This window comes from Dyella thailandensis (genome assembly GCF_050749815.1).
Lineage (GTDB): Bacteria > Pseudomonadota > Gammaproteobacteria > Xanthomonadales > Rhodanobacteraceae > Dyella_A.
This window is the reverse complement of the sequence record NZ_CP192735.1, coordinates 321,393-344,029: the sequence shown is the minus strand read 5'-3', so window position 1 is coordinate 344,029 and position 22,637 is coordinate 321,393. Positions and strand designations below refer to the sequence as shown.

The 22,637-nt window shown below is 68.3% G+C and carries 24 protein-coding genes and 1 tRNA gene; 14 read left to right on the top strand and 11 right to left on the bottom strand.

The features are described from left to right. Positions 1-132: 132 nt before the first annotated feature. The 5 genes from ACQVBX_RS01475 to ACQVBX_RS01455 all read left to right on the top strand — a co-directional run bounded on the left by ACQVBX_RS01475 (position 133) and on the right by ACQVBX_RS01455 (position 4,332). Complete coding sequence (locus tag ACQVBX_RS01475) at positions 133-1,437, top strand: methyl-accepting chemotaxis protein (protein ID WP_431636130.1); 1,305 nt, start codon at positions 133-135, stop codon at positions 1,435-1,437. Then, entirely contained in the window at positions 1,437-2,135 is a 699-nt protein-coding gene (gene flgA / locus ACQVBX_RS01470) for a flagellar basal body P-ring formation chaperone FlgA (protein WP_431636129.1), read from the top strand. Before ACQVBX_RS01475 ends, flgA begins: the two co-directional genes overlap by 1 nt. Positions 2,136-2,229: 94 nt before the next feature. Then, entirely contained in the window at positions 2,230-2,571 is a 342-nt protein-coding gene (gene flgM, locus ACQVBX_RS01465) for a flagellar biosynthesis anti-sigma factor FlgM (RefSeq protein WP_431636128.1), read from the top strand. Next, positions 2,568-3,014: a flagella synthesis protein FlgN gene (locus ACQVBX_RS01460; RefSeq protein WP_431636127.1), complete on the top strand. Its 447-nt coding sequence runs from the start codon at positions 2,568-2,570 to the stop codon at positions 3,012-3,014. The genes flgM and ACQVBX_RS01460 overlap by 4 nt, the downstream gene beginning before the upstream one ends. 52 nt (positions 3,015-3,066) lie before the next feature. Then, entirely contained in the window at positions 3,067-4,332 is a 1,266-nt protein-coding gene (locus ACQVBX_RS01455; RefSeq protein ID WP_431636126.1) for an EAL and HDOD domain-containing protein, read from the top strand. Between the two features lie 198 nt (positions 4,333-4,530). Here ACQVBX_RS01455 and ACQVBX_RS01450 read toward each other — a convergent pair whose 3' ends face one another. The 6 genes from ACQVBX_RS01450 to rsmD form a co-directional block, all read right to left on the bottom strand. Beyond that, a complete protein-coding gene (locus ACQVBX_RS01450; RefSeq protein WP_431636125.1) occupies positions 4,531-5,601 on the bottom strand; it encodes a TMEM43 family protein in 1,071 nt (356 codons plus the stop codon). Continuing rightward, positions 5,601-6,467, bottom strand: a complete 867-nt coding sequence (locus ACQVBX_RS01445) for an MBL fold metallo-hydrolase (protein ID WP_431638090.1) — start codon at positions 6,465-6,467, stop codon at positions 5,601-5,603. Before ACQVBX_RS01445 ends, ACQVBX_RS01450 begins: the two co-directional genes overlap by 1 nt. A gap of 186 nt (positions 6,468-6,653) precedes the next feature. Beyond that, entirely contained in the window at positions 6,654-6,914 is a 261-nt protein-coding gene (locus ACQVBX_RS01440) for a YfhL family 4Fe-4S dicluster ferredoxin (RefSeq protein WP_431636124.1), read from the bottom strand. Positions 6,915-7,007: 93 nt separating this feature from the next. Next, positions 7,008-7,508: a hypothetical protein gene (locus tag ACQVBX_RS01435; protein WP_431636123.1), complete on the bottom strand. Its 501-nt coding sequence runs from the start codon at positions 7,506-7,508 to the stop codon at positions 7,008-7,010. Further along, positions 7,501-8,040: a pantetheine-phosphate adenylyltransferase gene (gene coaD / locus ACQVBX_RS01430; protein WP_431636122.1), complete on the bottom strand. Its 540-nt coding sequence runs from the start codon at positions 8,038-8,040 to the stop codon at positions 7,501-7,503. Before coaD ends, ACQVBX_RS01435 begins: the two co-directional genes overlap by 8 nt. A gap of 29 nt (positions 8,041-8,069) precedes the next feature. Next, positions 8,070-8,642 carry a 16S rRNA (guanine(966)-N(2))-methyltransferase RsmD gene (rsmD, locus tag ACQVBX_RS01425; RefSeq protein ID WP_431636121.1) on the bottom strand — a complete coding sequence of 191 codons (573 nt, stop codon included), beginning with the start codon at positions 8,640-8,642 and terminating at the stop codon, positions 8,070-8,072. 74 nt (positions 8,643-8,716) lie between these two features. Between rsmD and ftsY the strand changes: the two genes are divergently transcribed. The 6 genes from ftsY to ACQVBX_RS01395 all read left to right on the top strand — a co-directional run bounded on the left by ftsY (position 8,717) and on the right by ACQVBX_RS01395 (position 13,081). Next, a complete protein-coding gene (gene ftsY / locus ACQVBX_RS01420; protein WP_431636120.1) occupies positions 8,717-9,811 on the top strand; it encodes a signal recognition particle-docking protein FtsY in 1,095 nt (364 codons plus the stop codon). Positions 9,812-9,835: 24 nt separating this feature from the next. Beyond that, on the top strand, positions 9,836-10,891 hold the full coding sequence (locus ACQVBX_RS01415) for a membrane assembly protein AsmA (RefSeq protein ID WP_431636119.1): 1,056 nt from the start codon (positions 9,836-9,838) through the stop codon (positions 10,889-10,891). Further along, positions 10,888-11,961, top strand: a complete 1,074-nt coding sequence (gene mutY, locus ACQVBX_RS01410) for an A/G-specific adenine glycosylase (RefSeq protein ID WP_431636118.1) — start codon at positions 10,888-10,890, stop codon at positions 11,959-11,961. The genes ACQVBX_RS01415 and mutY overlap by 4 nt, the downstream gene beginning before the upstream one ends. After that, the gene (locus ACQVBX_RS01405; protein ID WP_431636117.1) at positions 11,958-12,236 is read left to right on the top strand and encodes an oxidative damage protection protein; all 279 of its coding nucleotides are present in this window, start codon (positions 11,958-11,960) and stop codon (positions 12,234-12,236) included. Before mutY ends, ACQVBX_RS01405 begins: the two co-directional genes overlap by 4 nt. Positions 12,237-12,318: 82 nt before the next feature. After that, a tRNA-Phe gene (locus ACQVBX_RS01400) sits at positions 12,319-12,394 on the top strand. A gap of 225 nt (positions 12,395-12,619) precedes the next feature. Beyond that, a complete protein-coding gene (locus tag ACQVBX_RS01395; RefSeq protein ID WP_431636116.1) occupies positions 12,620-13,081 on the top strand; it encodes a hypothetical protein in 462 nt (153 codons plus the stop codon). Between the two features lie 24 nt (positions 13,082-13,105). Here ACQVBX_RS01395 and ACQVBX_RS01390 read toward each other — a convergent pair whose 3' ends face one another. After that, complete coding sequence (locus tag ACQVBX_RS01390; protein WP_431636115.1) at positions 13,106-14,707, bottom strand: MASE1 domain-containing protein; 1,602 nt, start codon at positions 14,705-14,707, stop codon at positions 13,106-13,108. Between the two features lie 405 nt (positions 14,708-15,112). Between ACQVBX_RS01390 and ACQVBX_RS01385 the strand changes: the two genes are divergently transcribed. The 3 genes from ACQVBX_RS01385 (at position 15,113) to ACQVBX_RS01375 (ending at position 20,400) form a co-directional block, all read left to right on the top strand. Then, the gene (locus ACQVBX_RS01385; protein WP_431636114.1) at positions 15,113-18,574 is read left to right on the top strand and encodes a glycosyltransferase; all 3,462 of its coding nucleotides are present in this window, start codon (positions 15,113-15,115) and stop codon (positions 18,572-18,574) included. Between the two features lie 112 nt (positions 18,575-18,686). Continuing rightward, positions 18,687-19,592, top strand: a complete 906-nt coding sequence (gene gnd / locus ACQVBX_RS01380) for a phosphogluconate dehydrogenase (NAD(+)-dependent, decarboxylating) (protein WP_431636113.1) — start codon at positions 18,687-18,689, stop codon at positions 19,590-19,592. 52 nt (positions 19,593-19,644) lie between these two features. Beyond that, positions 19,645-20,400, top strand: a complete 756-nt coding sequence (locus ACQVBX_RS01375; RefSeq protein ID WP_431636112.1) for an ROK family protein — start codon at positions 19,645-19,647, stop codon at positions 20,398-20,400. A 22-nt stretch (positions 20,401-20,422) separates the two neighbouring features. Here ACQVBX_RS01375 and ACQVBX_RS01370 read toward each other — a convergent pair whose 3' ends face one another. From ACQVBX_RS01370 to ACQVBX_RS01355, 4 genes are all read right to left on the bottom strand, one after another. Then, a complete protein-coding gene (locus ACQVBX_RS01370) occupies positions 20,423-20,989 on the bottom strand; it encodes a DUF488 family protein (protein WP_431636111.1) in 567 nt (188 codons plus the stop codon). Beyond that, positions 20,990-21,202: a DUF2945 domain-containing protein gene (locus ACQVBX_RS01365; RefSeq protein WP_431636110.1), complete on the bottom strand. Its 213-nt coding sequence runs from the start codon at positions 21,200-21,202 to the stop codon at positions 20,990-20,992. It lies immediately after the preceding gene. A gap of 162 nt (positions 21,203-21,364) precedes the next feature. Next, a complete protein-coding gene (locus ACQVBX_RS01360; RefSeq protein ID WP_431636109.1) occupies positions 21,365-22,060 on the bottom strand; it encodes a VIT1/CCC1 transporter family protein in 696 nt (231 codons plus the stop codon). Positions 22,061-22,091: 31 nt separating this feature from the next. Continuing rightward, positions 22,092-22,634 (bottom strand): cytochrome b, encoded by a 543-nt coding sequence (locus tag ACQVBX_RS01355; protein ID WP_431636108.1) that lies wholly within the window; start codon positions 22,632-22,634, stop codon positions 22,092-22,094. Positions 22,635-22,637 lie beyond the last annotated feature (3 nt).

Here is a 22,637-nt window from a genome sequence, read left to right as displayed (position 1 = left end):
CAGCGGCTATCGGCGGCCACCGCCGCGGCTTGAGTTCGCCCGCCGACCCGGCCATGGCATGTGCCTTGCTTGCTCAAGTTCCGTCGCTGGCGGTCGATCCCCGCTGGCCACCTGAAAAGGAAACGTCCGTCCATGAGCTTCATCCGCAGCCAGCATCTGGCCGCCTTCGCCCAGGCCGCCGCCGCCGGCGACGAGGCACAACTCGCCCGGCTGGGCGCCCAGCATCCCGTGCTGGCGCAGGCGCTGGCGCCGCTGCTCAAGCTGGCCGCCGGACGCCCGCCCGCCGCCGTGGCGCTGCAGACCATCGAGCAGCAGAGCCTGCTGCTGGCCGCCGCGCAGCAATTGGCGCAGGAGCAGAAATCGATGGAGGAATCGGCCCGGGAATGCCGCGACAGCGTCGGGCGTTTGACGGACGGCAGCGCCGGGATCTCGACGGCGTTGCAGCAAGTGGCTGCCGGCCTGGACAACGCCGACCAGGCGGGCCACGCCGGGGCTGGCAACGTCAGCGAACTCGACGGCCAGCTGCGCCTTCTGCGCAGCGCGATGGCCGCGATGAACCGCAACCAGAACAAGCTGGCCGAACAGGTCGCGCAGATCCGCAAGCTCACCGGCGTGGTGCAGGAGATCGCCCACCAGACCAACCTGGTTGCGCTCAATGCCGCGATCGAAGCGGCGCGCGCCGGCGAGGCCGGCCGCGGCTTCGCCGTGGTCGCCGACGAGGTGAAGCAGCTGGCCGAGAAGACCACCCTGGCCACCACCGAGATCGAGACCGTCACCAGCTCGATCGGCGAGTTCTCGCTGCAGCTCGACGGCGACGTGCGCCAGGGCATGCAGAGGCTGGAGCGTGCCCAGCAGGGCATCGGCCAGGCCGACACCTCGCTACAGCAGAACGCCGCCGCGCTGCAGCTGGCGCGTGAGCGCATCGGCAGCCTGCGCCAGAACCACGACGCCCAGCACGTGCGCGCCACCGCCGCGCAGGCCACGCTGGGTGCGCTGCAGCGCCGCGGCACCGAGGCGCGGCGGCAATCCGAAGTACTTGCCCGTTCCGCCCTGCTCTCGCAGCGACTGGGGCTGGAATGGCTGGAAAGCCTCAGCGGCCGGGACCCGGCCAGCCTCAGCCTGACCGTGCGCGAATCGGCGCAAGGCATGCGCCAGGCGATGGAACTGGCGCTGGCCGAGCCCGCCGCGCTGGATCGCCGCTGGTTCGACACCAGCGCCCTGCAGCGCGCCCTGCACCGCCTGCTCGCGCAGCACGCCAACCACCCGGCCGTGGCCGGCATGGAGGCCACCTGCGCGCGTCTGGGCGAGCGCGGCAATGCCTTCGTCGGCCTGCTGTGCGAAGGCAAGAAGGCCGAGGCCGGCGCGCTGGCCGGCGAACTCGAATCCGAACGCGAAGCGCTAGTGAACCAGCTCGCCCAGCTGCTGGCCGACAGCTGATGACCCGCGCCGCCGCCCCGCTGCGTTGCCTGCTGCTGGCCCTCGCCGCTGTGGTGGCGATGCCCGCGCACGCGGCTGAGGAGCCAATCAGTGCGTTCGCTCAGCAGTGGCTGGTGGCGCAGTACAGCCTGCCGGGCAACCGGGTGAAAGCCAGCGCCGTGCCGGTGGAGGCCCGCCTGGGGCTGGCCGATTGCCGCGGCATGATGGTCGCCAGCCTGCCGCCGAACCTGCCGCCACGTTCGCGCATGAGCGTGCAGGTACGCTGCACGGCGGGACCCGGCTGGATCGTGCACGTGCCGGTGAGCCTGCAGATCTTTCGCGACGTGCTGGTCACCACGCGGCCACTGCTGCGCGGCGACGGCGTCACGGCCGGCGACGTGCACAGCGAACCGCGGGACATCACCCGGCTCGGATACGGCTATATCGATGATCTGGGTCAGCTTAGCGGCCGCACGCTGGCCCGCCCGCTCGGCCCCGGCAGCGTGCTGACGCCTTCGGCGCTGGGTGGGCGCGAGATGGTGCGGGCCGGCGACCACGTGCAGGTGGTGGCCCAGCTGGATGGCATCGAGGTGCGCGCCAGCGGTATCGCCCTGGGCAGCGGCGACAACGGCGCCCGCCTGCGGGTGCGCAACGAGGTGTCCGGCCGCGTGGTGGATGCCATGGTGAATGCACCCGGGGTGGTGCGGGCATTACCCTGAACGGATCGAAAGAACGGACCGATCGACCCTAAAGTTCCTGCCGATGCCGCCGATGACAGGGGCACAGGGCCTAAACCGACCAGAGAACGGACCCATGAATACGACCATTTCCAACAACGGCTTGCCCAAGCTTCCGCAGGCGAGCAACAGCAAGGGCAGCGCCTCGTCGCAGGCTCCGGCCGGTGCCGCCGGTACCGAAGCGGGCACCAGCGCGGGAGCGGCCGACAAGGTCAACCTGACCGATTCGGCCCGCGCGCTGCAGGAAGCCTCGCGCACCGGCGACTCCTCGCCGATCGACACCGCCAAGGTCGAGCGCGTGCGCCAGGCACTGGCTTCCGGCACCTATCAGGTGAATCCGGAGCGCATCGCCGACGGCATGCTCTCGCTGGACCGCCAGATCGCCGGCACCAAGCCGGTCGCGGGCGGCAACGCATGAGCGCCGCGCTGCAGGTCGAGCTGGACGGCGCGCTGAGCGCCGTGCTGGACGACATGCAGCGCTCGCTGGCCGAGCTGGCCGACGAGCTGGCCACCGAGCGCGCCGCCCTGCTGGCTGCCGACGTCCCCGCGATCGATGCGGCCGGCGCACGCAAGCAGGGGCTGATGCAGGCGCTGGAGCAGCTCGACGCCGAGCGCCAGCAGCTCGTGTCGAGCGCACCGCGTATCGCCGCAGCACAGCAGGCGCGCTGGCAGGAGTTGCTGGGCCGGCTGCGCGAATGCCGCGACCTCAACCAGCGCAACGGCAGCATCGTCCAGCAACGCCTGGGCAGCGTGCGCCGCGCGCTGGCGATCCTTACCGGCCAGGACAGCGAGGCCGGCGTCTACGGCCGCAGCGGCGCACTCCACGCCAGCGCCCGCTCGCACATGCTGGCCGAAGTCTGACCCCCTCCCCCGCGAGGCGCGCCAAGCGCCCCGCCCTGCGCGAAGAGTCACCATGAACCAAGTCGCCGCCGCTGCCTCCTCCGCCCTTCCGCCCGCCATGAGCACGGAGCAACCGCTACCGGTGGTGCGCCTGCCGATGCTCGACGCCAAGCGGCAGTTGTTCGCCTACGAGATCCTGTTTCACCGTGAGGGCATCGACGAGGCGGCGCTGATGCAGCGCGTGCTCTCGACCATCCTCGACGGCGCGTTGACCCGCCTTGTGCGCGGCAACCGCACCTTCCTGCGCCTGTCGCGCGACCTGCTGCTCGAGCAGACCGACGTGCTGTTGCACCAGCCGCGCTTCGGCGTGCTGCTGCGTCCGGAAGTGGCGCAGGACGCCCCGCTGATGGAGCGCCTGCAGCAGATGGCCCAGCGCGGCTGCCTACTGATGCTGGACATCACCACGCCGGAGATCACCGGCTCCGCGGCGCTGGAGGCACTGCTGCAGATCGTGCAGTTCGTGCGGCTCGATGCCGGCGTGATGGCGCCGGAGGTGCTGCGCGAAACCACCCAGCAGCTGCACGACCGCGGTATCTGGGTCGTGGCCGGCCAGGTCGACGACCACGCCACCTACCAGCGTTGCCTGGAGCTGCCGCTGCAGGCGATCCAGGGCCGCTACCTGCTGATTCCGGAAACCGTCGAGGTGCCGGTGCTCACCGCCAACCGGTTGAGCATGCTGCGCCTGATGCGCGAACTGCAGGAGTCCAACCCGGGGCCGGTGGAGCTGGGCGACATCATTCGCGACGACGCCATCCTCAGCTACAAGCTGCTGAGCTGCGTCAACTCGGCCTACTTCTCGCTGCCCAAGCAGCTGAAGTCGGTGCAGCAGGCGGCGATCTTCTTCGGCGTCACTCGCATGCGCAACTGGATCTACACCATGTCGCTCAGCGGCATGGACGATCGCCCGCCGGAGCTGCTGCGCGCCGCGCTGATCCGCGCGCACATGTGCGAAAAGCTCGCCTCGGGCTCCGGCATGGCGCGCGACAAGCAGGAAATGGCGTTCACCGCCGGCCTGTTCTCGCTGCTCGACACGCTGATGTGCGCACCGATGGAGTTCGTACTGAGCCACCTGCCGCTGGTGCCGGAAATCGCCGAGGCGCTGGTGGGCGGCCGCGGCCCGTTCGGTCCGCTGCTGGAGCAGATCTACGCCTGGGAAGCGGGCGAGCTCACCGGCGTGAACGCCCAACCGCAGCGCATCCAGCGCATGGCAGCGATCTACCTGGAAGCCACCCAGTTCGCCGACCAGGTGTTCTCACACGCCGAGGCGCGCCCGAGCTGATCGCTGGCGGTCGCCACGACGGCGATCGATTCCTGCGGCGCCGGCGACTCTTCGCTGGCGCCGTTTTCGTATGAGCTTGGTCTCGCTTTGGCGCGTACTGAACGTATCGCGCACAGCCGGCTCCCGGCAAAACGCATCCAGCCCATCCGGTCAGGCGCATTGCGGTATCGAACCAGGCGGTGACGCTCGCCCCGCCGATCACTCCTGCGGCAAGCTACCGCCGCGGTGCCGACGCCACAGCGGCCAGCCAGCCACCGCCAGCCCCAGCGCCGCCAGACCGAACCAGTGCATGCTCACGCGGGCACTGCCGCCCAGCCACATCGCGCCACCGACCGCACCGATCAGCAGCGCGCCCAGGCCCACCGGCAGCAGCACGTCGCTGATGTGCTGGCGGCGATCCCACAGCAGGGCGAGCACGCCCAGCGCGGCCAGCAGCAGTGCAATCGCGCGGCGCGGCATGACCAGCTCGGGCGGCACCGGCAGATCGGGGAAGATGTCCACCAGCGAACGGTCGCCGATCTGCACCTCGTAGCCCTTGCCGTCCGCCGCATCGGCCGCCGGCACCAGGGTGTCGCCATCGAGCCGGCCGACCAGGGTGACGGCCTGCACCGGCACCGTCTCCCAGCTCACCCGCAGGTCGCCCAGCCGCGGTGACTGCGGATGGGCGCTGGTGGTGAAGTAGTCGCCGTCCTTGGAGAAGCTGGCGGCCAGATTCGGCGGCAATGCGCGCTCGTCGGGCGTCAGCCGCGCACTGCCGGGCAGCGCGTGCAGCAGCGGCGTGGAGAGGCGGAATCCACCCACGCGCACTTCGCCGGCGTCGAACTGGCGCCCCTCGATGGGGAAGTTGCCGGGATTGGCGTGCCCGGCAGGATGCATGAAGCGATTCGAATCGACCGGACGATCGACCCAGTCCAGCTCGTAGTAGGCCACGCCGCCGACGATCACCTCGCGCCACTGGAACATCTCCACGTGACGGATCAACACCGGCACGGTCGCGCTCTGGTTGAAGTCGACGTCACGCGGCGGCGCCACCACTTCCAGCGGTCCGGCCACACGCACCATGTAGCCGTACTGGCCGCTCTGCGGCCCAACCTGCGAGCCCAGATCGAGCACTTCGCCGCCATGCCGCTGCGCCGCCTGGCGGTAGGCGAGCAGGCCGTTCTCGGTAGACGCCAGCAAGGCGAGGCCGACCAGCAGCAGCAAGCCGCCCAGCACCTTCAGCAAGACGTTGCCGGCCGCCAGCTCACCGGGCATGCGCAGACGGACCATCACGCCGCCTCCATCGCGGGCAACGCACCGGCCAGGGCCGACCATTCATGCGAGGTGCCGAAGCGACCGCGTGCGTCGCAGCTCACCGCGGCCAGCGCGCAGTCGTGGTCGTGGGTGAAGAACAGGCGCACGCCGCGGGCGAGCTTGTCTTCCAGGAACTCGCGCTTCTCCTCGATCAGCTTCTCCGGCCAGCGGTCGTAACCCATGGTGATCGGCAGGTGCACCCAGTGGCGCCCGGGAATCAGGTCGGCGCAGAACACCACGCCGCCCACCTCGGCCATCATCAGGCCCGGCGTATGGCCGTCCGAATAATGGAAGCGCACCGCCTCACCCAGCGTGGCCGAGTGCGACCCCGTCACCAGCTCCAACCGGCCACTGGCCTCGAGCAGGCGGCACAGTTCGGGAATGAACGAGGCGCGATCGCGCGGGTGCGGATCGAGCGCGCGGCGCCAGTGCTCGGCGCCTACCAGGAAGCGCGCGTTGGGAAACAGCAGCCGGGGCGGCTGCCCTTCCGTCCACGGCGCGAGCAGGCCGCCGGCATGGTCGAAATGCAGGTGCGAGAGCACCACCACATGGATGTCTTCGTGCGACAGGCCCACGTCGGCCAACGCCTCGAGCAGCACGTGCCGCTCCTCCACCACGCCGTAACGTTCACGCAGGGCCGGCTCGAAGAACGCGCCGATGCCGGTCTCGAACAACACGTTGCGGCCGTCCAGATCCTTCACCAGCAGGCAGCGACAGGCCAGCGGGATGCGATTCTGTTCATCCGGCGCGATCCAGCGCGACCACAGCGCCCTGGGCGCATTGCCGAACATGGCGCCGCCGTCGAGGCGCTGCGAGTTGCCAATGAGCGAGAACATTTCCATAGCCATCACTTCCGCGTTGCCACGGATTCGTCCGGAACGAATCCGGACGCCGCAGGCGGCCCCGAGCGCAGCGAGGGGTGAGGCCCAGGGATGGGCCGAGCAAACATGGCGCCGCCGTCGAGGCGCTGCGAATTGCCGATGAGCGAGAAACATTCCATGGGTCGGCCCTGCGAATGGAGCACCGACTCAGGAACCGTCGCCGGCCCGGGTCAGCTGCCGGTATTTCAGGTCGAGCTGCGCGTCGGTTTCCACGTGGTCGGGGTCGATGATGATGCATTCGACCGGGCAGACCACCACGCACTGCGGCTCGTCGTAATGCCCGTGGCACTCGGTGCAGCGGGCCGGATCGATCACGTAGAACTCCTCGCCCAGCGAGATCGCCTGATTGGGACAGGCCGGTTCGCAGACGTCGCAGTTGACGCAGGTATCGAGGATCTTGAGCGACATGATGCTTGAGCACAGCCGGCGGAGCGGGCGCGTCGCGTAGCTATGCGACGCGCCGGGCCGGACCCGGGTGGATCCGGCCTCCGCGGAAGCGGATTACATGGCGACGAAGCGGATGTTGGCGCTGGTCGGGGTGAGCACGTCGGTCACGCGCTGCTTGTCGGCCTCGTCGCCGATGAACAGCACGATGACGTCCTTGAACGAGCCCGGCTTGGCGTCCTTGAACGCCGCGGCGATGAAGTCGGCGGTCTTGGCCGAGCTCGGGCCGGCGAACACCAGCATGTTGCCCGGCAGCACGCCACGGGCGACTACGCCCTGCACCGCCTCGAGCTGACGGCCGTACTTGGCCTGCGAGTCGGCGTCATCGCCGGCCGGCACCAGGTAGGCGTACGGGCGATCGGCGGTCATGCCCTTCATGTTGGCCGAGACGATCTGGCCGAGGTAGGCATTCCATGCCTTGCTGTCGTTCGGATCAGAGGGTTTGGAAACCTGTTGCGCCTGCTGGGTGGTCTGCTGCGCATCGTCCTGCTTGTTGCAGGCCGAGAGCATGACGGAACCGGCCAGGGCGAGCGTGGCGGCGAGGACGAACTTACGCATGGTGGTCACCTTCGTTTTCAGGTTGCTTTTTGTGCCAGCGCTGGCGCATGGCCTGTTGCACCGCCGGATGCACGAAACCGGAGATATCCCCGCCGAGGCGGCCGATCTCTCGCACCAGCGAGGAGGAAATGAAGCTGTACTGTTCAGCCGGGGTGAGAAACAGCGTCTCGGTCTGGGGAATCAGGTGGCGGTTCATACTGGCCAGCTGGAATTCGTACTCGAAGTCGGACACCGCGCGCAGCCCGCGGATGATCACGCCCGCACCGATCTGCTCCACGAACTGCGCCAGCAGGCAGTCGAAACCGCGCACTTCCACATTGGGCAGGTCCGCCAGGGCAAGACGCGCCAACGAGATGCGCTCCTGCAGGGTGAAGCCAGGCCCCTTACCCTTGTTCGGGCTTTCCGCCACCGCCACCACGATGCGCTCGAACAACGGCGCAGCGCGCGCCACCAGGTCGGCGTGACCGTTGGTGATCGGATCGAAGGTGCCCGGATAGACGGCCAGGCGCGTATTGACCGACGGCTTGATCACGGATGCTCGGCAACCGAATGAATAAGCGTTTAGCTTAACGGAACCACCACGGCCCGGCGATAGAGCGCGTGGCGCACCTCGCCGGCCTGCGCCTCACGATGGAGCAGCCACTGGGGCGGCAGCGCCGGCACGTGGTCACGCGGCGACTCCACGTAGATCCACGCCGCGGGGCTGAGCCAGCCCTGCTCCAGCCGTTGCGCCAGCGCGCTCCACAGGTCGGCGGCGAACGGCGGATCGAGCCAGACCAGATCGAACGGCCGGGGCGGCCCAGCGAGGAAGCTGGCGGCATTGACCGCATCGACGCTCGCGCCAGCCACCTTCAGCCGCGCCAGGTTGGCCCGCAGCGCCTGCGCTGCGGCCGCCTGCGGCTCCACGAACTGCACGCTGGCCGCCCCGCGCGACAGCGCCTCCAGGCCGAGCGCACCGGTACCGGCGCACAGGTCGAGCCCGCGCGCCCCGGCGATCACCGGCGCCAGCCAGTTGAACAGCGTTTCGCGCACCCGCTCGGGGGTGGGTCGCAGACCCGGCAGGTCGGGCACGTCCAGGCGGGAATTGCGCAGGCTGCCGCTGATGATGCGGATGCGTCCGGGCGCGCGCCTCATCGGGCGCCGCCCTCAGCGGGCAGTTCGGATCGGGGTGATAGCATGCCGCCCATTGTCTTCGAATCGCCCCCGCAATGCTCAAGTTCTGGAAGAAGAAGCCCGCCGACGGCGAGCCGGCGCCGGATGCAGCCAACGCCCCTGCCGATGCCGCATCGGTAACGGTTCAAGCTCCCGCGGCGCCGGCTGAGCTGGCCCCGCAAACGCCCCCCGAAACCTCCCCCGACGCGGACGCGCCGGACGGCACGGAGCCGGTCAAGCGCAGCTGGCGCGAGCGCCTCGCTGGCAGCGGCTTTGCCCGCAGCCTCGGCTCTCTGTTTGTACGCCATCCGCGACTGGACGACGAACTGCTCGATGAGCTGGAGACCGCGCTGATCACCGCCGACGTGGGCGTCGAGGCCAGCACGAGCCTGGTCGAAGCTCTGCGCAAGCGCATGCACGCGCGCGAATTTGCCGATGCCAACGCCCTGCTCGGCGCGCTGCGCCAGGCGCTGGTCGCGCAACTGCTGCCGGTGCAGCAGCCGCTGGACGTCTCCGGCCACAAGCCCTTCGTGGTGCTCACCGTCGGCATCAACGGCGTGGGCAAGACCACCACCATCGGCAAACTGGCGCGGCGTTATCGCGACGAGGGCCGCAGCGTGCTGCTGGCTGCCGGCGACACCTTTCGCGCCGCGGCGGTGAACCAGCTCAAGACCTGGGGCGAGCGCAACCAGGTGCCGGTGATCGCCCAGGGCCAGGACGCCGACTCGGCCAGCGTGATCTTCGATGCGCTGCAGGCCGGGCGCTCGCGTGGCAGCGATGTGGTGATCGCCGACACCGCCGGCCGCCTGCATACGCAGGGCGGCCTGATGGATGAACTGGGCAAGATCGCGCGCGTGCTGAAGAAGCTCGATCCGGCCGCGCCGCACGAGGTGCTGATGGTGATCGACGGCACCACCGGCCAGAACGCGGTGAGCCAGGTGCGCCAGTTCCGCCAGATCGTCGGCGTCACCGGCCTGGTGGTGACCAAGCTCGACGGCACGGCGAAGGGCGGCGTGGTGTTTGCGCTGGCGCGCGAGTTTGGCCTGCCGATCCGCTTCGTCGGCCTGGGCGAGACCGCCACGGACCTGCGCCAGTTCGATGCCGAGGCCTTCGTCGACGGCCTGCTCCCCGCCCGGCTCGGCAATGACTGAGCCGCGCCTCGCGGACAAGTGCGAATGACGCGCCGCTGGCGCATGGCGCTGCTGGCTGTCGCCGGTGTGGCGGCGGCGCTGGTGCTGGCCACCGTGATCGGCGTGTACTGGCTGCTGCAGCCGGATCGCTTCACCGCCACGCTGCAGGCGCAGGCGCGCGCGGCCGGGCTGGAACTGCACCTGGCCAGCCCCGCGCACCCCACGCTGTTTCCCCGTCCCGCGCTGGAACTCGAGGGCATCACGCTCAACGAGCAAGGCGCCAGCATGCCGATTTTGCTGGCCGCGCGCGGACGCCTGGCGCTGCCCTGGCGCACTCTTTTCGGCGGCCCCACGGCGATCGCCCGGTTGGAGATCGACGCGCCGCGGGTCGACCTGGACGCGCTGCAGGCCTGGCTTGCCGGCCTGCCGGCGGCCGATGCCGCCCATCCGCCGCAGATTCCCCGCATCGACACCGGCATCCTGATCAGCCGGGCCAGCCTGGTGCGCGGCAATGACATCCTGCTGCAGAACCTGGCACTGGAGACCGGGCAACTCAATCCGGGCAAGCCGTTCTCGCTGGACCTGACCGGCCGCGATGCCAGCAACGATCTGGTGCAATTGCGCCTGCTCGCCACCCCGCGCACCAGCGGAGCGGGCATGCAATTCGAAAACATCGTGCTGCATCTGTCGCACGGCGCGGGCATGGCGGCCGACCTGCGCGGCAGCGCGCGCTGGCACGGCGCGGCCGATGCGTCGGCCAATCTTGCCGGCCAACTCGACAGTGCCGATAGCGGACGCTACGACGTGACCCTGCGCCTGGCGCCGGCCAACGCGCATGATCCGCTGCTGCTGGCGCTCAAACTCGACGGCCCGGCCAATCACGTCGACCTGCGCGTGCCACCGCTGCAACTGGCCAGCTGGTGGTCGCAGCTCGGCAACGGCGGCAGCGCCGCCCTCACCATGCCGCCCGGCCAGGGGCACGTGGATGCCGACCGGCTCGACGTGGGCAGCATCAGCGTGGAAGGCCTGAGCGTCGATATCGGCGAGGACATCCCGGCCGCCGCAGCCACGGCCGCCACTGCGCCCGCCACCTCGCCATGAACGACACGGTTGCCGACCGACTGCTGCGCTGGTTCGACCAGCACGGCCGCAAGGATCTGCCCTGGCAACAGGCCGGCGCGGACGGGCAGCGCGACGCTTACCGGGTGTGGCTATCCGAAGTGATGCTGCAGCAGACCCAGGTCGCCACCGTGATCCCGTACTTCCAGCGCTTCGTGGAAGCGCTGCCGACGCTGGGCAATCTGGCCGCTGCCGATGAAGACGTGGTGCTCGCCCTGTGGTCCGGCCTGGGCTATTACCGGCGCGCGCGCTTCCTGCACCAGGCGGCGCAGCGCTGCGTGGCCGCCCACGGCGGCGCGCTGCCCCGCGACATCGACGCGCTTTGCTCGCTTCCCGGCATCGGTCGGTCCACCGCCGGCGCCATCCTGGCGCAGGCCCACGGGCTGCGGTTCCCCATCCTCGACGGCAACGTGAAGCGGGTGCTGACGCGCTATCACGGCATCCACGGCGATCCGGGCCAGAGCGCGATCGAACGAACCCTGTGGCAGCTCGCCGAATCACACACTCCCGCGGCCCGCGTGGCCGACTACACCCAGGCCATCATGGATCTGGGCGCCACCGTGTGCGTCCGCAGCCAACCCCGCTGCGCCGAGTGCCCGCTGCAGAGCGACTGTGTCGCCCGTCGCGATGGCCTCACCGCCCAGCTGCCGACGCCCAAGCCCGGCAAGCGCCAGCCCGTCCGCAGCACGCTGATGCTGGTGCTGCGCGATGAACGTGGGCGCGTCCTGCTCGAACGGCGCGGCCCGCAGGGGGTCTGGTCGGGACTGTGGAGCCTGCCCGAGGCGGCCGACCCGGATGCGGCGTGGCGCCTGGCCCAGCAAATCGCCGATGTGGACGACGCGCAGCCCCTGCCGCCCTTCACGCATGTCTTCAGCCACTACAAACTGTCGGTGGAGCCGCTGCTGTTCGATCGCGCCAGCGCGCGTGACGGCGTTGCCGACCAACCGATGCAGCGCTGGTGTGACCGGGCCGCTTATGCCGCCCTGGGTCTTCCCGCCCCGGTGCGCGTGCTGCTGCAAAACCTTCAAGCTGATCACGAGGAATCACCATGAGTCGCATCGTCCATTGCAGCAAGCTGGGCATCGACGCCGAAGGGCTCGATTTCGCGCCTTGGCCCGGCGCGCTGGGCCAGCGCATCTATGCGGAGATCTCCAGGCCGGCGTGGCAGCAATGGCTGGCGCACCAGACCATGCTGATCAACGAAAACCGCCTCAATCCGCTCGACCCTGGCGCACGCTCGTTCCTCGCGCGCGAGATGGAGAAGTTCCTGTTCGAGGGCGGCGCCGAGCAACCCGCAGGCTATGTCCCGCCCGCGCACGAGTCTTGACGCCGCCGGACGCATCCAGTTTAATGCGCGGCTCCACGACGCACCGGCCACGGCCTCTCATGCATCGGCGGACCCATACCCTGGCCGGGTAGCTCAGTTGGTAGAGCAGGGGATTGAAAATCCCCGTGTCGGCGGTTCGATTCCGTCCCCGGCCACCATGACATCGAAAGCCCGCCTATTGGCGGGCTTTTTCGTCTTTGGCCCCGTCCCAATGGCGCTGAAGCGGCTGGCATGGCGTTCTCAGGACCTGATTCCCGCGGTCCCGGCCGAAAACCGCCGGTTCCACGTGATCCGTATCGCGAAGTTGTCGACTGACGCAATGGTATGTTGTGCGCGATCTCACGATCACCGGCAGTCATCACTTCTGAGAAAGGGGACACGCAATGCTCAAGATTTCGCGTTTTCACGCAGTGGCCGCGGCCGTTCTGGCACTCGGCCTGTCCAGCATCGCCCAGGCAACGGATGCGCCATCTTCCGGTCTGGGTCAGTCATGGCCGAATGCCACCGACGTCAGCGCCAACCCGCATTGGCACGTGTATGTGTTTGAGAAGGACGGCGTGCGCTACGTGCAGGTGAACGACACCAATGGCGGGGTGCACGGTGCCATCGCTACCGCTAGCGGCCAGGTGCTGGTACTGCCGATCGGCAGTGATGCACAGAACGTGACCACTTCCACCGGTTCGACGACGGACCCGACCAGCACCACGGCGGATACGGTCTACGACGACGGGACCGTAAAGATCAGTGCAACCGTGCAACCCACCGGCGCCGTGCAAATGGCAGTGAAGACCGGATGCGATGATCCGGTCGAGTGCAACACGCACATCGCTCCGTCGTCGCCCTGACGCGCTGTACCGATTCGGTAGTGATCAAATCACTACCGAATCGTCTGCGAGGTCATGCATCAAGACGCTAACACTTCGCCCCTGGTGAGACTCCCTGGGGCGCAACTCACCACGGTAGAGCGCAATACGGTCTTCGACCGCATTTAGCCCCCCACCGCTGGAGGACAATCGCAGCAAAAGATCATCGTGCTTGACGCGCAGCGTTGTCGCGTCTCCCACGGCTCCTTCAACCTTCAGGAATATCCAGCGCGAGCCGCCGCGCAGCCCCACCCTCACATGGACCCGAATGCTCGTCGCATGGGCGGCATCACAAAGATAGGCGATGAGATCGCAAGCCGAGCGGTAGAGGGCCACCTGGGCACCATTCGAAAGGCGGTCAATGCCTCGATCGCGAACATTGCACCAGTATCGAATATCCGAATCATCCAGGGCTCGTGCTATCGCCCCTTGGCGAAGCGCAGCCGCCAGCCCGCCCTCTCGCCAGACCATGGGATGCAGGCTATCTGCAAGCCTAAATAGCTGCTGTTGGGTGACCGCAGCGCGCAACCGATAATCCCGCTCATCCTGTACGGGAAGCATGTGGCGGAGTCGTTCCAGAAGCTGGCTGTAGGTTGCCTGCACCCCCTCGCGGACATGCTCCAGCGCGTCGGAGGTCTGCCTGAGCTGCATTTCTCCGAGAATCAGGTTCCTCTGCGCCAGCGCCAGCGCCATCCGGGCATCACTCCTCCCGCGGGATTCGCGCTCATCGAGCATCGCAATACGGTCGCCCAGGAGAAGCATCGTCGTAATGGCAAATGCCATGAACACCTGGGCTTGCAAGGTGCCCGCGTCGTAGCGCTCGGGCATGGTCAGAACGATCGCGACACTCGCGGCCGCGCCACCAAGCGCAGCACCATGCCAGCCGTGCCTCAGCGCCATCCAGATTACAGGCAGGAACATTCCCATCCGACAGGCCTGACGCAGACTTTCCTGGTCCGTCGAAAGGCACAGCCACACAAAAATGGCCAGGCTGGGAAAGACGACGGACAGGACCTCGACCACCAGGCTGCTGGAGAGCATCTGCTTAAGGCTGACCACTCCATTCGCACGCAACTCCCGCACGCAAAGCACCAGAGGAGCAAGCGTGAGCACGCCCAGGAAATTGCCGATGAACCACCGCGCTGCATAGACGGTGTAGCCGAGCTGGGGATAGTTCGCGGGAAGCTTGGTTTCAGAGAGGGTGATCAGGTTGATGATCGTCCAGAGCACGGCGCAGATGAGCGTGCAAAAAAGGAGCGTCAACACTTTCACATGACCGCTGGAATCGAACATGCCCAACGAGCGCTTGCACCAACGCACCACCGGCATAGCCAATGCAATCGGCGGGAATGCATAAAGAACCGACCAGAGCGCGCCATATCGTTCACTATGCATGAACCCGATCGCGCCTAAGGGCACCATCTCGCCAACGACGAGCGCGGGCCAATAGCGGTAAGGCACCAGCAGCAGGGCGCACAGGCGGAACCCAGCGAAGATCACCCAGTGCGAAAAAGAGATCTGGCGAAGCGCGAGAAACCCAAGCGCGTAGCCCAGCGCCACCGCCGCATGCTTCGACAGCTCAACCCAACGACTTCCCTGCTTAGACATCGACCGCTCCCCCTGCACTGGCTACGTCCCTCGAACATCCCCCGGCAGACCGGCGGCGAGATGACTGCCGCGCATGACCGCCGCAATCATCGTATGCGCCACCCCCAAACACAAGCGATGGGGGACGGTCAAGACGAGCACCCCAGCCGGGGCTGCTTGCTGCCTGACATTCCTCCCCGGAACGATCAGATCCCGGCCCTGCGCAGCCTCCATTGTCGGCCCCGAAAACATCTGCAGCTGCGATGTACGGCACGCTGCCGAAGCGCAGCTCCCGGGCTACGGCCGGCGGCCGCTCGCGGGGAAGCTGAACAGTTAACGGCCGAATATGCCCGCGGCTTGAGCGACCCCTGACGCAAGCCCGCCCAAGCCAGCACAATACCGCCCTCGACCCGCCAGCTCCGCCCCATGCACAAGCAGCCAGTGTTTTTCGACCCTACCGGCCGACGGGCCAGCCGTCTGTCGCGCGTGGGGCTGACACTCGCCGTGATCAGCACGCTGTTTGCCATCGCGTTCGTGCTGAGCCTGTTCGTCGGGCCGACCATGGAGGGGCTGCAGCTGGGCCGCCACGGCAAGGGGCTGCATGCGCTGAACGGCGTGAAGATGGCCGCACCGGCGCTGGCCAAACGAGCTGCCCAGCTTGCTGCGGAAGTGCGGGCGCACCATCACGGCAATCACGGCGCCCGCGCCCGCGGAGCACTCCGCGCCCCGCCACCCTCGCTGGACAAGCCCGCCGGCCGTGCGCTGGCGATCGGCTTCTACGTGAACTGGGACGACAGCAGCTACCCGTCGCTCAAGCGCGCCCTGCCGACGCTGGACTGGGTCGTGCCGAGCTGGATGAGCATCAGCGGGCCGGACATGGCGCTCAAGACCAGCGTCGATGCCAAGGCGCTCGACCTGATCCGCCGCGAGAAACCGTCCACGCCGATCCTTCCGCTGCTGCAAAACGCAGTGAACGGCCGGTGGGACGGCCCCGGGCTGGCGAAGATGCTCGCCAACCCCGACCTGCGCCACGAGCGCATCGCGCAGATCGTGGCGTTCCTCGACGCCAACCGGTTCCAGGGCGTCACGGTGGATTTCGAGGAGGTGCCCGACAACGCGCAGGGCGACTTCAAGCAGTTCCTGGGCGAGCTGGCCGACGCGTTCGCGCCGCACGGCTGGGGCATCGTGCTGTCGGTCCCCTTCGATGACGAGGCGTGGGATTACGCCGCCTACGCCAAGATCGTCGACTTCGAGCTGCTGATGGCCTACGACCAGCACTGGGCCGGCAAGGACGCGGGCAGCATCGCCGCGCAAGACTGGTTCGAGAGCACGCTCGACAAGCGCATGAAGGAGCTGGACCCGGATCAGACCATCGTGGCCCTCGGCAGCTACGGCTACGACTGGGCGCATGGCCAGAACGCCGAGGCGGTGACGTTCCAGGACGCGATGGATCGCGCCGCCGACGCCCAGGCCACCATCGACTTCGACGACGACACGCAGAACCCGCACTTCTCCTACAGCGAGGACAACGGCACCGTCCACGATCTGTGGTTCCTCGATGCCGCCACCGCCTACAACCAGATCCACGACGCCGACGGCTACCAGCCCTACGGCTACGCGGTATGGCGACTGGGGTCGGAGGATCCGTCGATCTGGTCGGTGATCGGCCGCCCCTACGGCGCGGCCGCACCCGATGCCTTGCACGAGATCGGCGAGGGCCAGGACATCGACATCGAGGGCCAGGGCGAAATCCTGCAGATCGCCTCCAAACCCCAGCCCGGCGCGCGCACCTTCAGCATCGACAAGGACAGCGGCGAGATCGATGGCGAGCAGTACACCGCCCTGCCCACCTCCTACGTGATCCAGCGCGTGGGCATCCAGCCGGGCAAGATCGCCCTGACCTTCGACGACGGCCCGGACCCGGACTGGACGCCGAAGATCCTGGACATCCTCAAGGCCAAGCACGTCCCGGCCACGTTCTTCATCATCGGCGAGAACGCCGAGGCGTCGCCGCGGCTCGTCCAGCGCATGGTGAACGAAGGCCACGACGTGGGTAACCACACCTTCACCCATCCCAACCTGGGCGAAACCTCCCCGGGCATCACCGCGCTGGAACTCAACGCCACGCAGCGGCTGTTCGAGGCGCTCACCGGCCGCTCGATGCGGCTGTTCCGCGCGCCCTACTTCGGCGACGCCGAGCCCACCACGTCCGACGAACTGGTGCCTATCGAACAGGCGCAGGCGATGGGCTACATCGCGGTGGGCCTGCACATCGATCCGGACGACTGGCAGCGCCCGCCGGTGGACAAGATCGTGCAGAGCGTGCTAGACCAGGTGCATCACCAGAGCCCGGACCGGCAAAGCCGCGTGGTGTTGCTGCACGACGGCGGCGGCAACCGCGCCAATACGGTCGCCGCGCTGCCGCAGATCATCGATGCCCTGCGCGCCGAAGGCTACGACTTCGTCACCGTCTCCGCGCTGGCCGGCCTCACCCGCGACCAGGGCATGCCGCCGCTCACCATCGGTTCGCTGTCGCAGTGGGCGGATCGCTCGGTGTTCCTCACCCTCGGCTGGTTCGGCCACTTCCTCAACGCGCTGTTCCTCACCGCGATCTGGCTGGGCGTGGCGCGACTGCTATTGCTGGGCGGGCTGGGCCTGCTGAACTGGTATCGCGATCGCCGCCGCGTGGCGCCGGCGCTGGATCATCCGCCACCGCTGGTCTCCGTGCTGATTCCCGCGTTCAACGAGGAAAAAGTGATCGCCAGTGCGGTGGGCCGCATCCTCAAGAGCCGCTACGAGGCGCTGGAAGTGATCGTGGTGGATGACGGCTCCACCGACGCCACGGCCGAGGTGGTGCGCACGCAGTACGCCGGCGATCCCCGCGTGCAGCTGATCAGCATCCCCAACGGCGGCAAGGCGAACGCGGTGAACACGGCGCTGCGCGCCTCGCGCGGAAAGGTGATCGTGGCGCTCGATGCCGACACCCAGTTCGAGCCGCACACCATCGCGCGCCTGGTGCGCTGGTTCGCCGACCCGGCCATCGGCGCGGTGGCCGGCAACGCCAAGGTCGGCAACCGCATCAACCTCATCACCACCTGGCAGGCGCTGGAGTACATCACCGCGCAGAACCTCGAACGCCGCGCGCTGGCCGCGCTGGGCGCGATCACCGTGGTGCCCGGCGCCGTCGGCGCCTGGCGGCGCGAGGCGCTGGAGCAGCTCGGCGGTTTCCCCGGCGACACGCTGGCCGAAGACCAGGACCTCACCATCGCGATCCAGAAAGCCGGCTACAAGACCCTGTTCGATGCCGAGGCGATTGCCTGGACCGAGGCGCCGGACACCGCCCGCGGGCTGGCGCGGCAACGCTTCCGCTGGGCCTACGGCACGCTGCAGTGCCTGTGGAAGCACCGCGACGCGACCTTCCGCGCCCGCTACGGCGCACTGGGCACCATCGCGCTGCCGCAGGTGTGGCTGTTCCAGATCGTTTTCTCGGTGGTGTCGCCGCTGGTCGATCTGCTGCTGCTGTGGCAGATCATCGCCACCGGGCTGGACTACCTGCAGCACCGCGGCCAGTTCAACTCCACTAACCTGATCACGATGGCGGCGTTCTACGCGCTGTTCATGGCGGTGGACCTGGGCGCCGGCGTGCTGGCCTTCGCGATGGAAAAGCGCGAGCGCTGGAGCCTGCTGTGGTGGCTGGTGCTGCAACGCTTCGGCTATCGGCAACTGATGTATTACGTGGTGGTGCGTTCGGTATCCACCGCCCTGCGCGGGCCGTCGGTGGGCTGGGGCCGGCAGGAACGCAAGGCCACGGTGAACGCGACGCACGAAGACGACAGCGCCGACAGTAACGCCACACGCGCAAAGCAGGATCACGAAACCGTGCCCTGATCGACCGCCCAGGCGGCATGCGCCGCGTCCTCACATGCCCTGCAGCCGCGCCCCGGCAGCATGCACGGTTGAGCGTGGCGTGATCGCACAACGCACACAACGAGGAGAACGCATGGACATCGGCATGATCGGCCTGGGTCGCATGGGCGGCAACATGGCCCAGCGACTGCTGCAGCATGGGCACCACGTGGTGGGCTTCGATCCGGCCGCCGGCGCACGCGACGCACTGGCCGCACACGGCGCCGGCACGGCCGCCTCGCTGGAGGCCCTGGTGCAGCAGTTGCCGGCTCCACGGACGCTCTGGCTGATGGTGCCCGCCGGCGAGATCACCGAGCAGACCATCGCGCAGCTGCAACCGCTGCTGGCGCGCGGCGACACGGTGATCGACGGCGGCAATGCGTTCTACAAGGACAGCATGCGCCGCGCCGAAGCCCTGGCCGCGCATGGCATCCACTATGTCGACTGCGGCACCAGCGGCGGCGTGTGGGGCCTGGCCGAGGGCTACAGCATGATGGTCGGCGGCGATGCGGACGTGGTGGAACGGCTGCGCCCGATCTTCGAGGCGCTGGCCCCGGCAAAGGACAAGGGTTGGGGCCGCGTGGGGCCGGTGGGCGCCGGCCACTTCAGCAAGATGGTCCACAACGGCATCGAGTACGGGCTGATGCAGGCGTATGCCGAGGGCTTCTCGATCCTGCAGCACAAGCGCGAGTTCGCGCTGGATCTGCACCAGGTGGCCGAGATCTGGCGCGAGGGCAGCGTGGTGCGTTCGTGGCTGCTCGACCTCACCGCCGACGCACTGGCGAAGAACCCCGCGATGGACGGCATCGCGCCGTATGTGGCCGATTCCGGCGAAGGCCGCTGGACGGTGGCCGAGGCGATCGATCTGAACGTGGCCGCGCCGGTGATCTCGTTGTCGCTGCTCGAACGCCTGCGGTCGCGCGATGCCGACTCGTTCTCCGACAAGCTGCTCGCCGCCATGCGCAACCAGTTCGGCGGGCACGCCATCAAGCACGAATGAGCGGCGCAGCCACGCCGCGAGCGGCTTCCACTTCGCTTTCAGGGAGAACGGCATGAAACGCAGCACCGGACGGACCACGGGCAAGCCATCTGCACCACCGCGCGGCACGGTCACGCTGGCCATCGACGTGGGCGGCAGCGGCTTGAAGGCGGCCCTGCTCGATGAGGATGGCGTCATGCTGGGCGATCGCGTGCGCGTGCCCACGCCGGAGGGCGTCTCGCCCGAGGGTATGGTCGACGCGTTGGTGGCGCTGGTGGCGCCGCTGAGCGCGTTCGACCGGGTGTCGATCGGGTTTCCCGGCGTGGTTCGTCACGGACGGGTGCTGACCGCGCCGCATTTCGGCAACGAGCCGTGGCGGGACTTTCCCCTCGCCGAGGCGCTGGGCCAGCGTCTCGGCGGCAAGCCGGTACGCCTGCTCAACGACGCCGACGTGCAGGGCTACGGGGTCATCCGCGGCGAAGGGCTGGAGCTGGTGCTCACCCTGGGCACCGGAATGGGTTCGGCGCTGTTTCGCGATGGCGTATGCATGCCGCACATGGAGTTCGCGCAGTTCCCCTTCCGCAAGAAGAAGACCTTCAATCACTACGTCGGCAACGCGGCCAGGCACAAGGTGGGCGACAAGAAGTGGAATCGCCGGGTAGAAAAGACCATCGAGGCCTTCCGCACCCTGCTCCATTTCGATCGGCTGTACCTGGGCGGCGGCAATGCCACCAAGGTCACGCTGGAGCTGCCGCCCGACGTCAGCATCGTGGACAACGCGGCCGGGCTGACCGGCGGCATCAAGCTCTGGCGGGACGCGGCGCTTTGACGGCAGGAAGGTCGCGGCGCAATCAGCCCCCTGCATCCGCCGGCGGCGCGTAGCTCAGCCGGCCGTCCACCACACGTGCCGGCGCCGTCATCGGGTGGGGCCCGGCGTGGCGATCATCGGCGATGTGCAGCACCGTCCAGCCGCGCACGCACAAGAGGTCGGCGATCATCGAGCGATGGCAGCGCCACCACACCGCCTCGGCACACATGATGGCGGTGCGCTGCTGCGTGGCCATCGCCAGCAGCTCGTCCAGGCCATCGGCAAACTCCGCGCCGGCCATGTGATCGGCATAGCCCTGGAACGACGCGTTGCGCCAGCTCGTGTTGGGCGAGTTCGGCTGCACCTTGCGCCGGCCGCCCAATTGCGGGATCCACCGATAGGCGATCCCGTGCTCCGGCAAGCTGCGCGCCAGCGCCTCGCTGGCAAAATACGGATACCGCCGCGAACCGGGAAAACGCCGCACGTCGGCCACCGCGTTGATGCGCCAGTGCGCGAGCAGGGCCACCAACTCGTCCAGGCTGCGGGTGGAGTGGCCGACCGTCCAGATTGTCGGTCCATCGCGGCCGGCGGATGGCACGGCGTCAGCCACTCAGTCGATCCGGTGCAGCGCACTGCCCTTGTGCAGCGCGACGTGATCAGTGGCGTCACTGGCAATCTCGTACTGCGGATCGTCGGGCGTGCAGCGATGGGTGTGGCCCTTGTAGTCCACGTCGCGCGTGTGCACCTTGGTGATGTGGCCACTGACGTGGCCGGCCTCGGAGTTCCAGCGGACGTGGTCCCCCACGTGAAAGGCGTGGCGCATGGGGCGGTCTCCGGCGCGGCTGTGCAGGGCCGTTATTGAAACCTGGCGCAGTTGATCTGGCCGTGAAGTGGGAGCTGGCGTTGCTTCATCTCGGGCGATGCGTCGACGCGCTCTCGGCGGCGATGGCCGCCCTTCCCCGCCCGCTACGGATGCGCTGACGGATCAGGCCGCGACGCCGAACAGCATGCCCACGCCGGTGGTGATCGCCATCGCCAGTGCGCCCCAGAACGTGATGCGCATGGCGCCGGTGCGCATGTTCGCACCGCCCGTGCGCGCTGCCAGGCCGCCCAGGATGGCCAGGAACACCAGCGAGGTGAGGAACACCGACCACAGCAACACCCCGGCCGGCGCCAGCGCCACCACCACCAGCGGCAGCGCCGCACCGAGCGCGAAGCTCAGCGCCGAAGCGCCGGCGGCCTGAATCGGGCGCGCCTTGAGCGTCTCGGTGATGCCCAGTTCGTCGCGCATGTGCGCGTCCAGCGCGTCATGCTTCATCAGCTGCTCGGCCACCTGGCGCGCCAGCACCGGTTCCAGCCCGCGCCCAACGTAGATCGCGGCGAGCTCCTTGTGCTCGCCTTCCACGTCGGTCTCCAGTTCCCGGCGCTCACGGGCCAGCTCGGCCGCTTCGCTGTCTGCCTGGGAATGCACCGACACGTATTCGCCCGCAGCCATCGACATCGCGCCCGCCACCAGGCCCGCGGTGCCGGCAATCAGGATGTTCTGCGAGCCGGCATGGGCCGCGGCCACGCCGAGCACCAGGCTGGCGGTGGAAACGATGCCGTCGTTGGCACCGAGCACGGCGGCGCGCAGCCAGCCCATGCGGCCGGTGACGTGCCGCTCGCTGTGTCGATGATGCATGTGTAATTCCCCTGGACGAGTTGACGGCGGATCAGACCATGCGCCGCAGCGTGTTGTCCTTGCGGCCGAAGTGGTGCCACAGGGCCGCGACGATGTGCAGGCCGATCACGTAATAGAAGATCTCGCCCACCGTGCCGTGGATGTCCTCCCACTGATGCGCTAGCGCGCGATCGCCGGGGCCGAACAGCGCCGGCAGGAAGGTGATGCCGAACAGCGTCACCGGCTTGCCGGCGATCTGCAGCGTGACGATGCCCATGATCGGCTGCGCGATCAGGAACGCATACAGCGCCACATGGGTGATCGTGCTCAGGCGCAGGATCCACACGCTCGGCGCCGGCTGGATCGGCGGATCGACGTGCGACAACCGCACCGCCAACCGCGGCAGCACCAGCAGCAGCACGGCGATGCCGGCCAGGTAATGCGCCGCCAGCGTGTTCATGCGCGGCGTGCTGCCGCGCGGGAACAGCTCGAACAGGTTGATGAATACGTAGGCCAGCAGCACCAGGGCGAAGACGGTCCAGTGCAGCCAGCGCAGCAAGGCCGCGTAGCGGCTGGGCGGATTGATCGGTGACATCGA

Excerpts from the sequence above, each read along its gene's own strand:
- ACQVBX_RS01475 (WP_431636130.1), top strand. The coding sequence starts at position 133 with ATGAGCTTCATCCGCAGCCAGCATCTGGCCGCCTTCGCCCAGGCCGCC.
- flgA (WP_431636129.1), top strand. The coding sequence starts at position 1,437 with ATGACCCGCGCCGCCGCCCCGCTGCGTTGCCTGCTGCTGGCCCTCGCC.
- flgM (WP_431636128.1), top strand. The coding sequence starts at position 2,230 with ATGAATACGACCATTTCCAACAACGGCTTGCCCAAGCTTCCGCAGGCG.
- ACQVBX_RS01460 (WP_431636127.1), top strand. The coding sequence starts at position 2,568 with ATGAGCGCCGCGCTGCAGGTCGAGCTGGACGGCGCGCTGAGCGCCGTG.
- ACQVBX_RS01455 (WP_431636126.1), top strand. The coding sequence starts at position 3,067 with ATGAACCAAGTCGCCGCCGCTGCCTCCTCCGCCCTTCCGCCCGCCATG.
- ACQVBX_RS01450 (WP_431636125.1), bottom strand. The coding sequence starts at position 5,601 with ATGGTCCGTCTGCGCATGCCCGGTGAGCTGGCGGCCGGCAACGTCTTG.
- ACQVBX_RS01445 (WP_431638090.1), bottom strand. The coding sequence starts at position 6,467 with ATGGAAATGTTCTCGCTCATTGGCAACTCGCAGCGCCTCGACGGCGGC.
- ACQVBX_RS01440 (WP_431636124.1), bottom strand. The coding sequence starts at position 6,914 with ATGTCGCTCAAGATCCTCGATACCTGCGTCAACTGCGACGTCTGCGAA.
- ACQVBX_RS01435 (WP_431636123.1), bottom strand. The coding sequence starts at position 7,508 with ATGCGTAAGTTCGTCCTCGCCGCCACGCTCGCCCTGGCCGGTTCCGTC.
- rsmD (WP_431636121.1), bottom strand. The coding sequence starts at position 8,642 with ATGAGGCGCGCGCCCGGACGCATCCGCATCATCAGCGGCAGCCTGCGC.
- ftsY (WP_431636120.1), top strand. The coding sequence starts at position 8,717 with ATGCTCAAGTTCTGGAAGAAGAAGCCCGCCGACGGCGAGCCGGCGCCG.
- ACQVBX_RS01415 (WP_431636119.1), top strand. The coding sequence starts at position 9,836 with ATGACGCGCCGCTGGCGCATGGCGCTGCTGGCTGTCGCCGGTGTGGCG.
- mutY (WP_431636118.1), top strand. The coding sequence starts at position 10,888 with ATGAACGACACGGTTGCCGACCGACTGCTGCGCTGGTTCGACCAGCAC.
- ACQVBX_RS01405 (WP_431636117.1), top strand. The coding sequence starts at position 11,958 with ATGAGTCGCATCGTCCATTGCAGCAAGCTGGGCATCGACGCCGAAGGG.
- ACQVBX_RS01395 (WP_431636116.1), top strand. The coding sequence starts at position 12,620 with ATGCTCAAGATTTCGCGTTTTCACGCAGTGGCCGCGGCCGTTCTGGCA.
- ACQVBX_RS01390 (WP_431636115.1), bottom strand. The coding sequence starts at position 14,707 with ATGTCTAAGCAGGGAAGTCGTTGGGTTGAGCTGTCGAAGCATGCGGCG.
- ACQVBX_RS01385 (WP_431636114.1), top strand. The coding sequence starts at position 15,113 with ATGCACAAGCAGCCAGTGTTTTTCGACCCTACCGGCCGACGGGCCAGC.
- gnd (WP_431636113.1), top strand. The coding sequence starts at position 18,687 with ATGGACATCGGCATGATCGGCCTGGGTCGCATGGGCGGCAACATGGCC.
- ACQVBX_RS01375 (WP_431636112.1), top strand. The coding sequence starts at position 19,645 with ATGAAACGCAGCACCGGACGGACCACGGGCAAGCCATCTGCACCACCG.
- ACQVBX_RS01365 (WP_431636110.1), bottom strand. The coding sequence starts at position 21,202 with ATGCGCCACGCCTTTCACGTGGGGGACCACGTCCGCTGGAACTCCGAG.
- ACQVBX_RS01360 (WP_431636109.1), bottom strand. The coding sequence starts at position 22,060 with ATGCATCATCGACACAGCGAGCGGCACGTCACCGGCCGCATGGGCTGG.
- ACQVBX_RS01355 (WP_431636108.1), bottom strand. The coding sequence starts at position 22,634 with ATGTCACCGATCAATCCGCCCAGCCGCTACGCGGCCTTGCTGCGCTGG.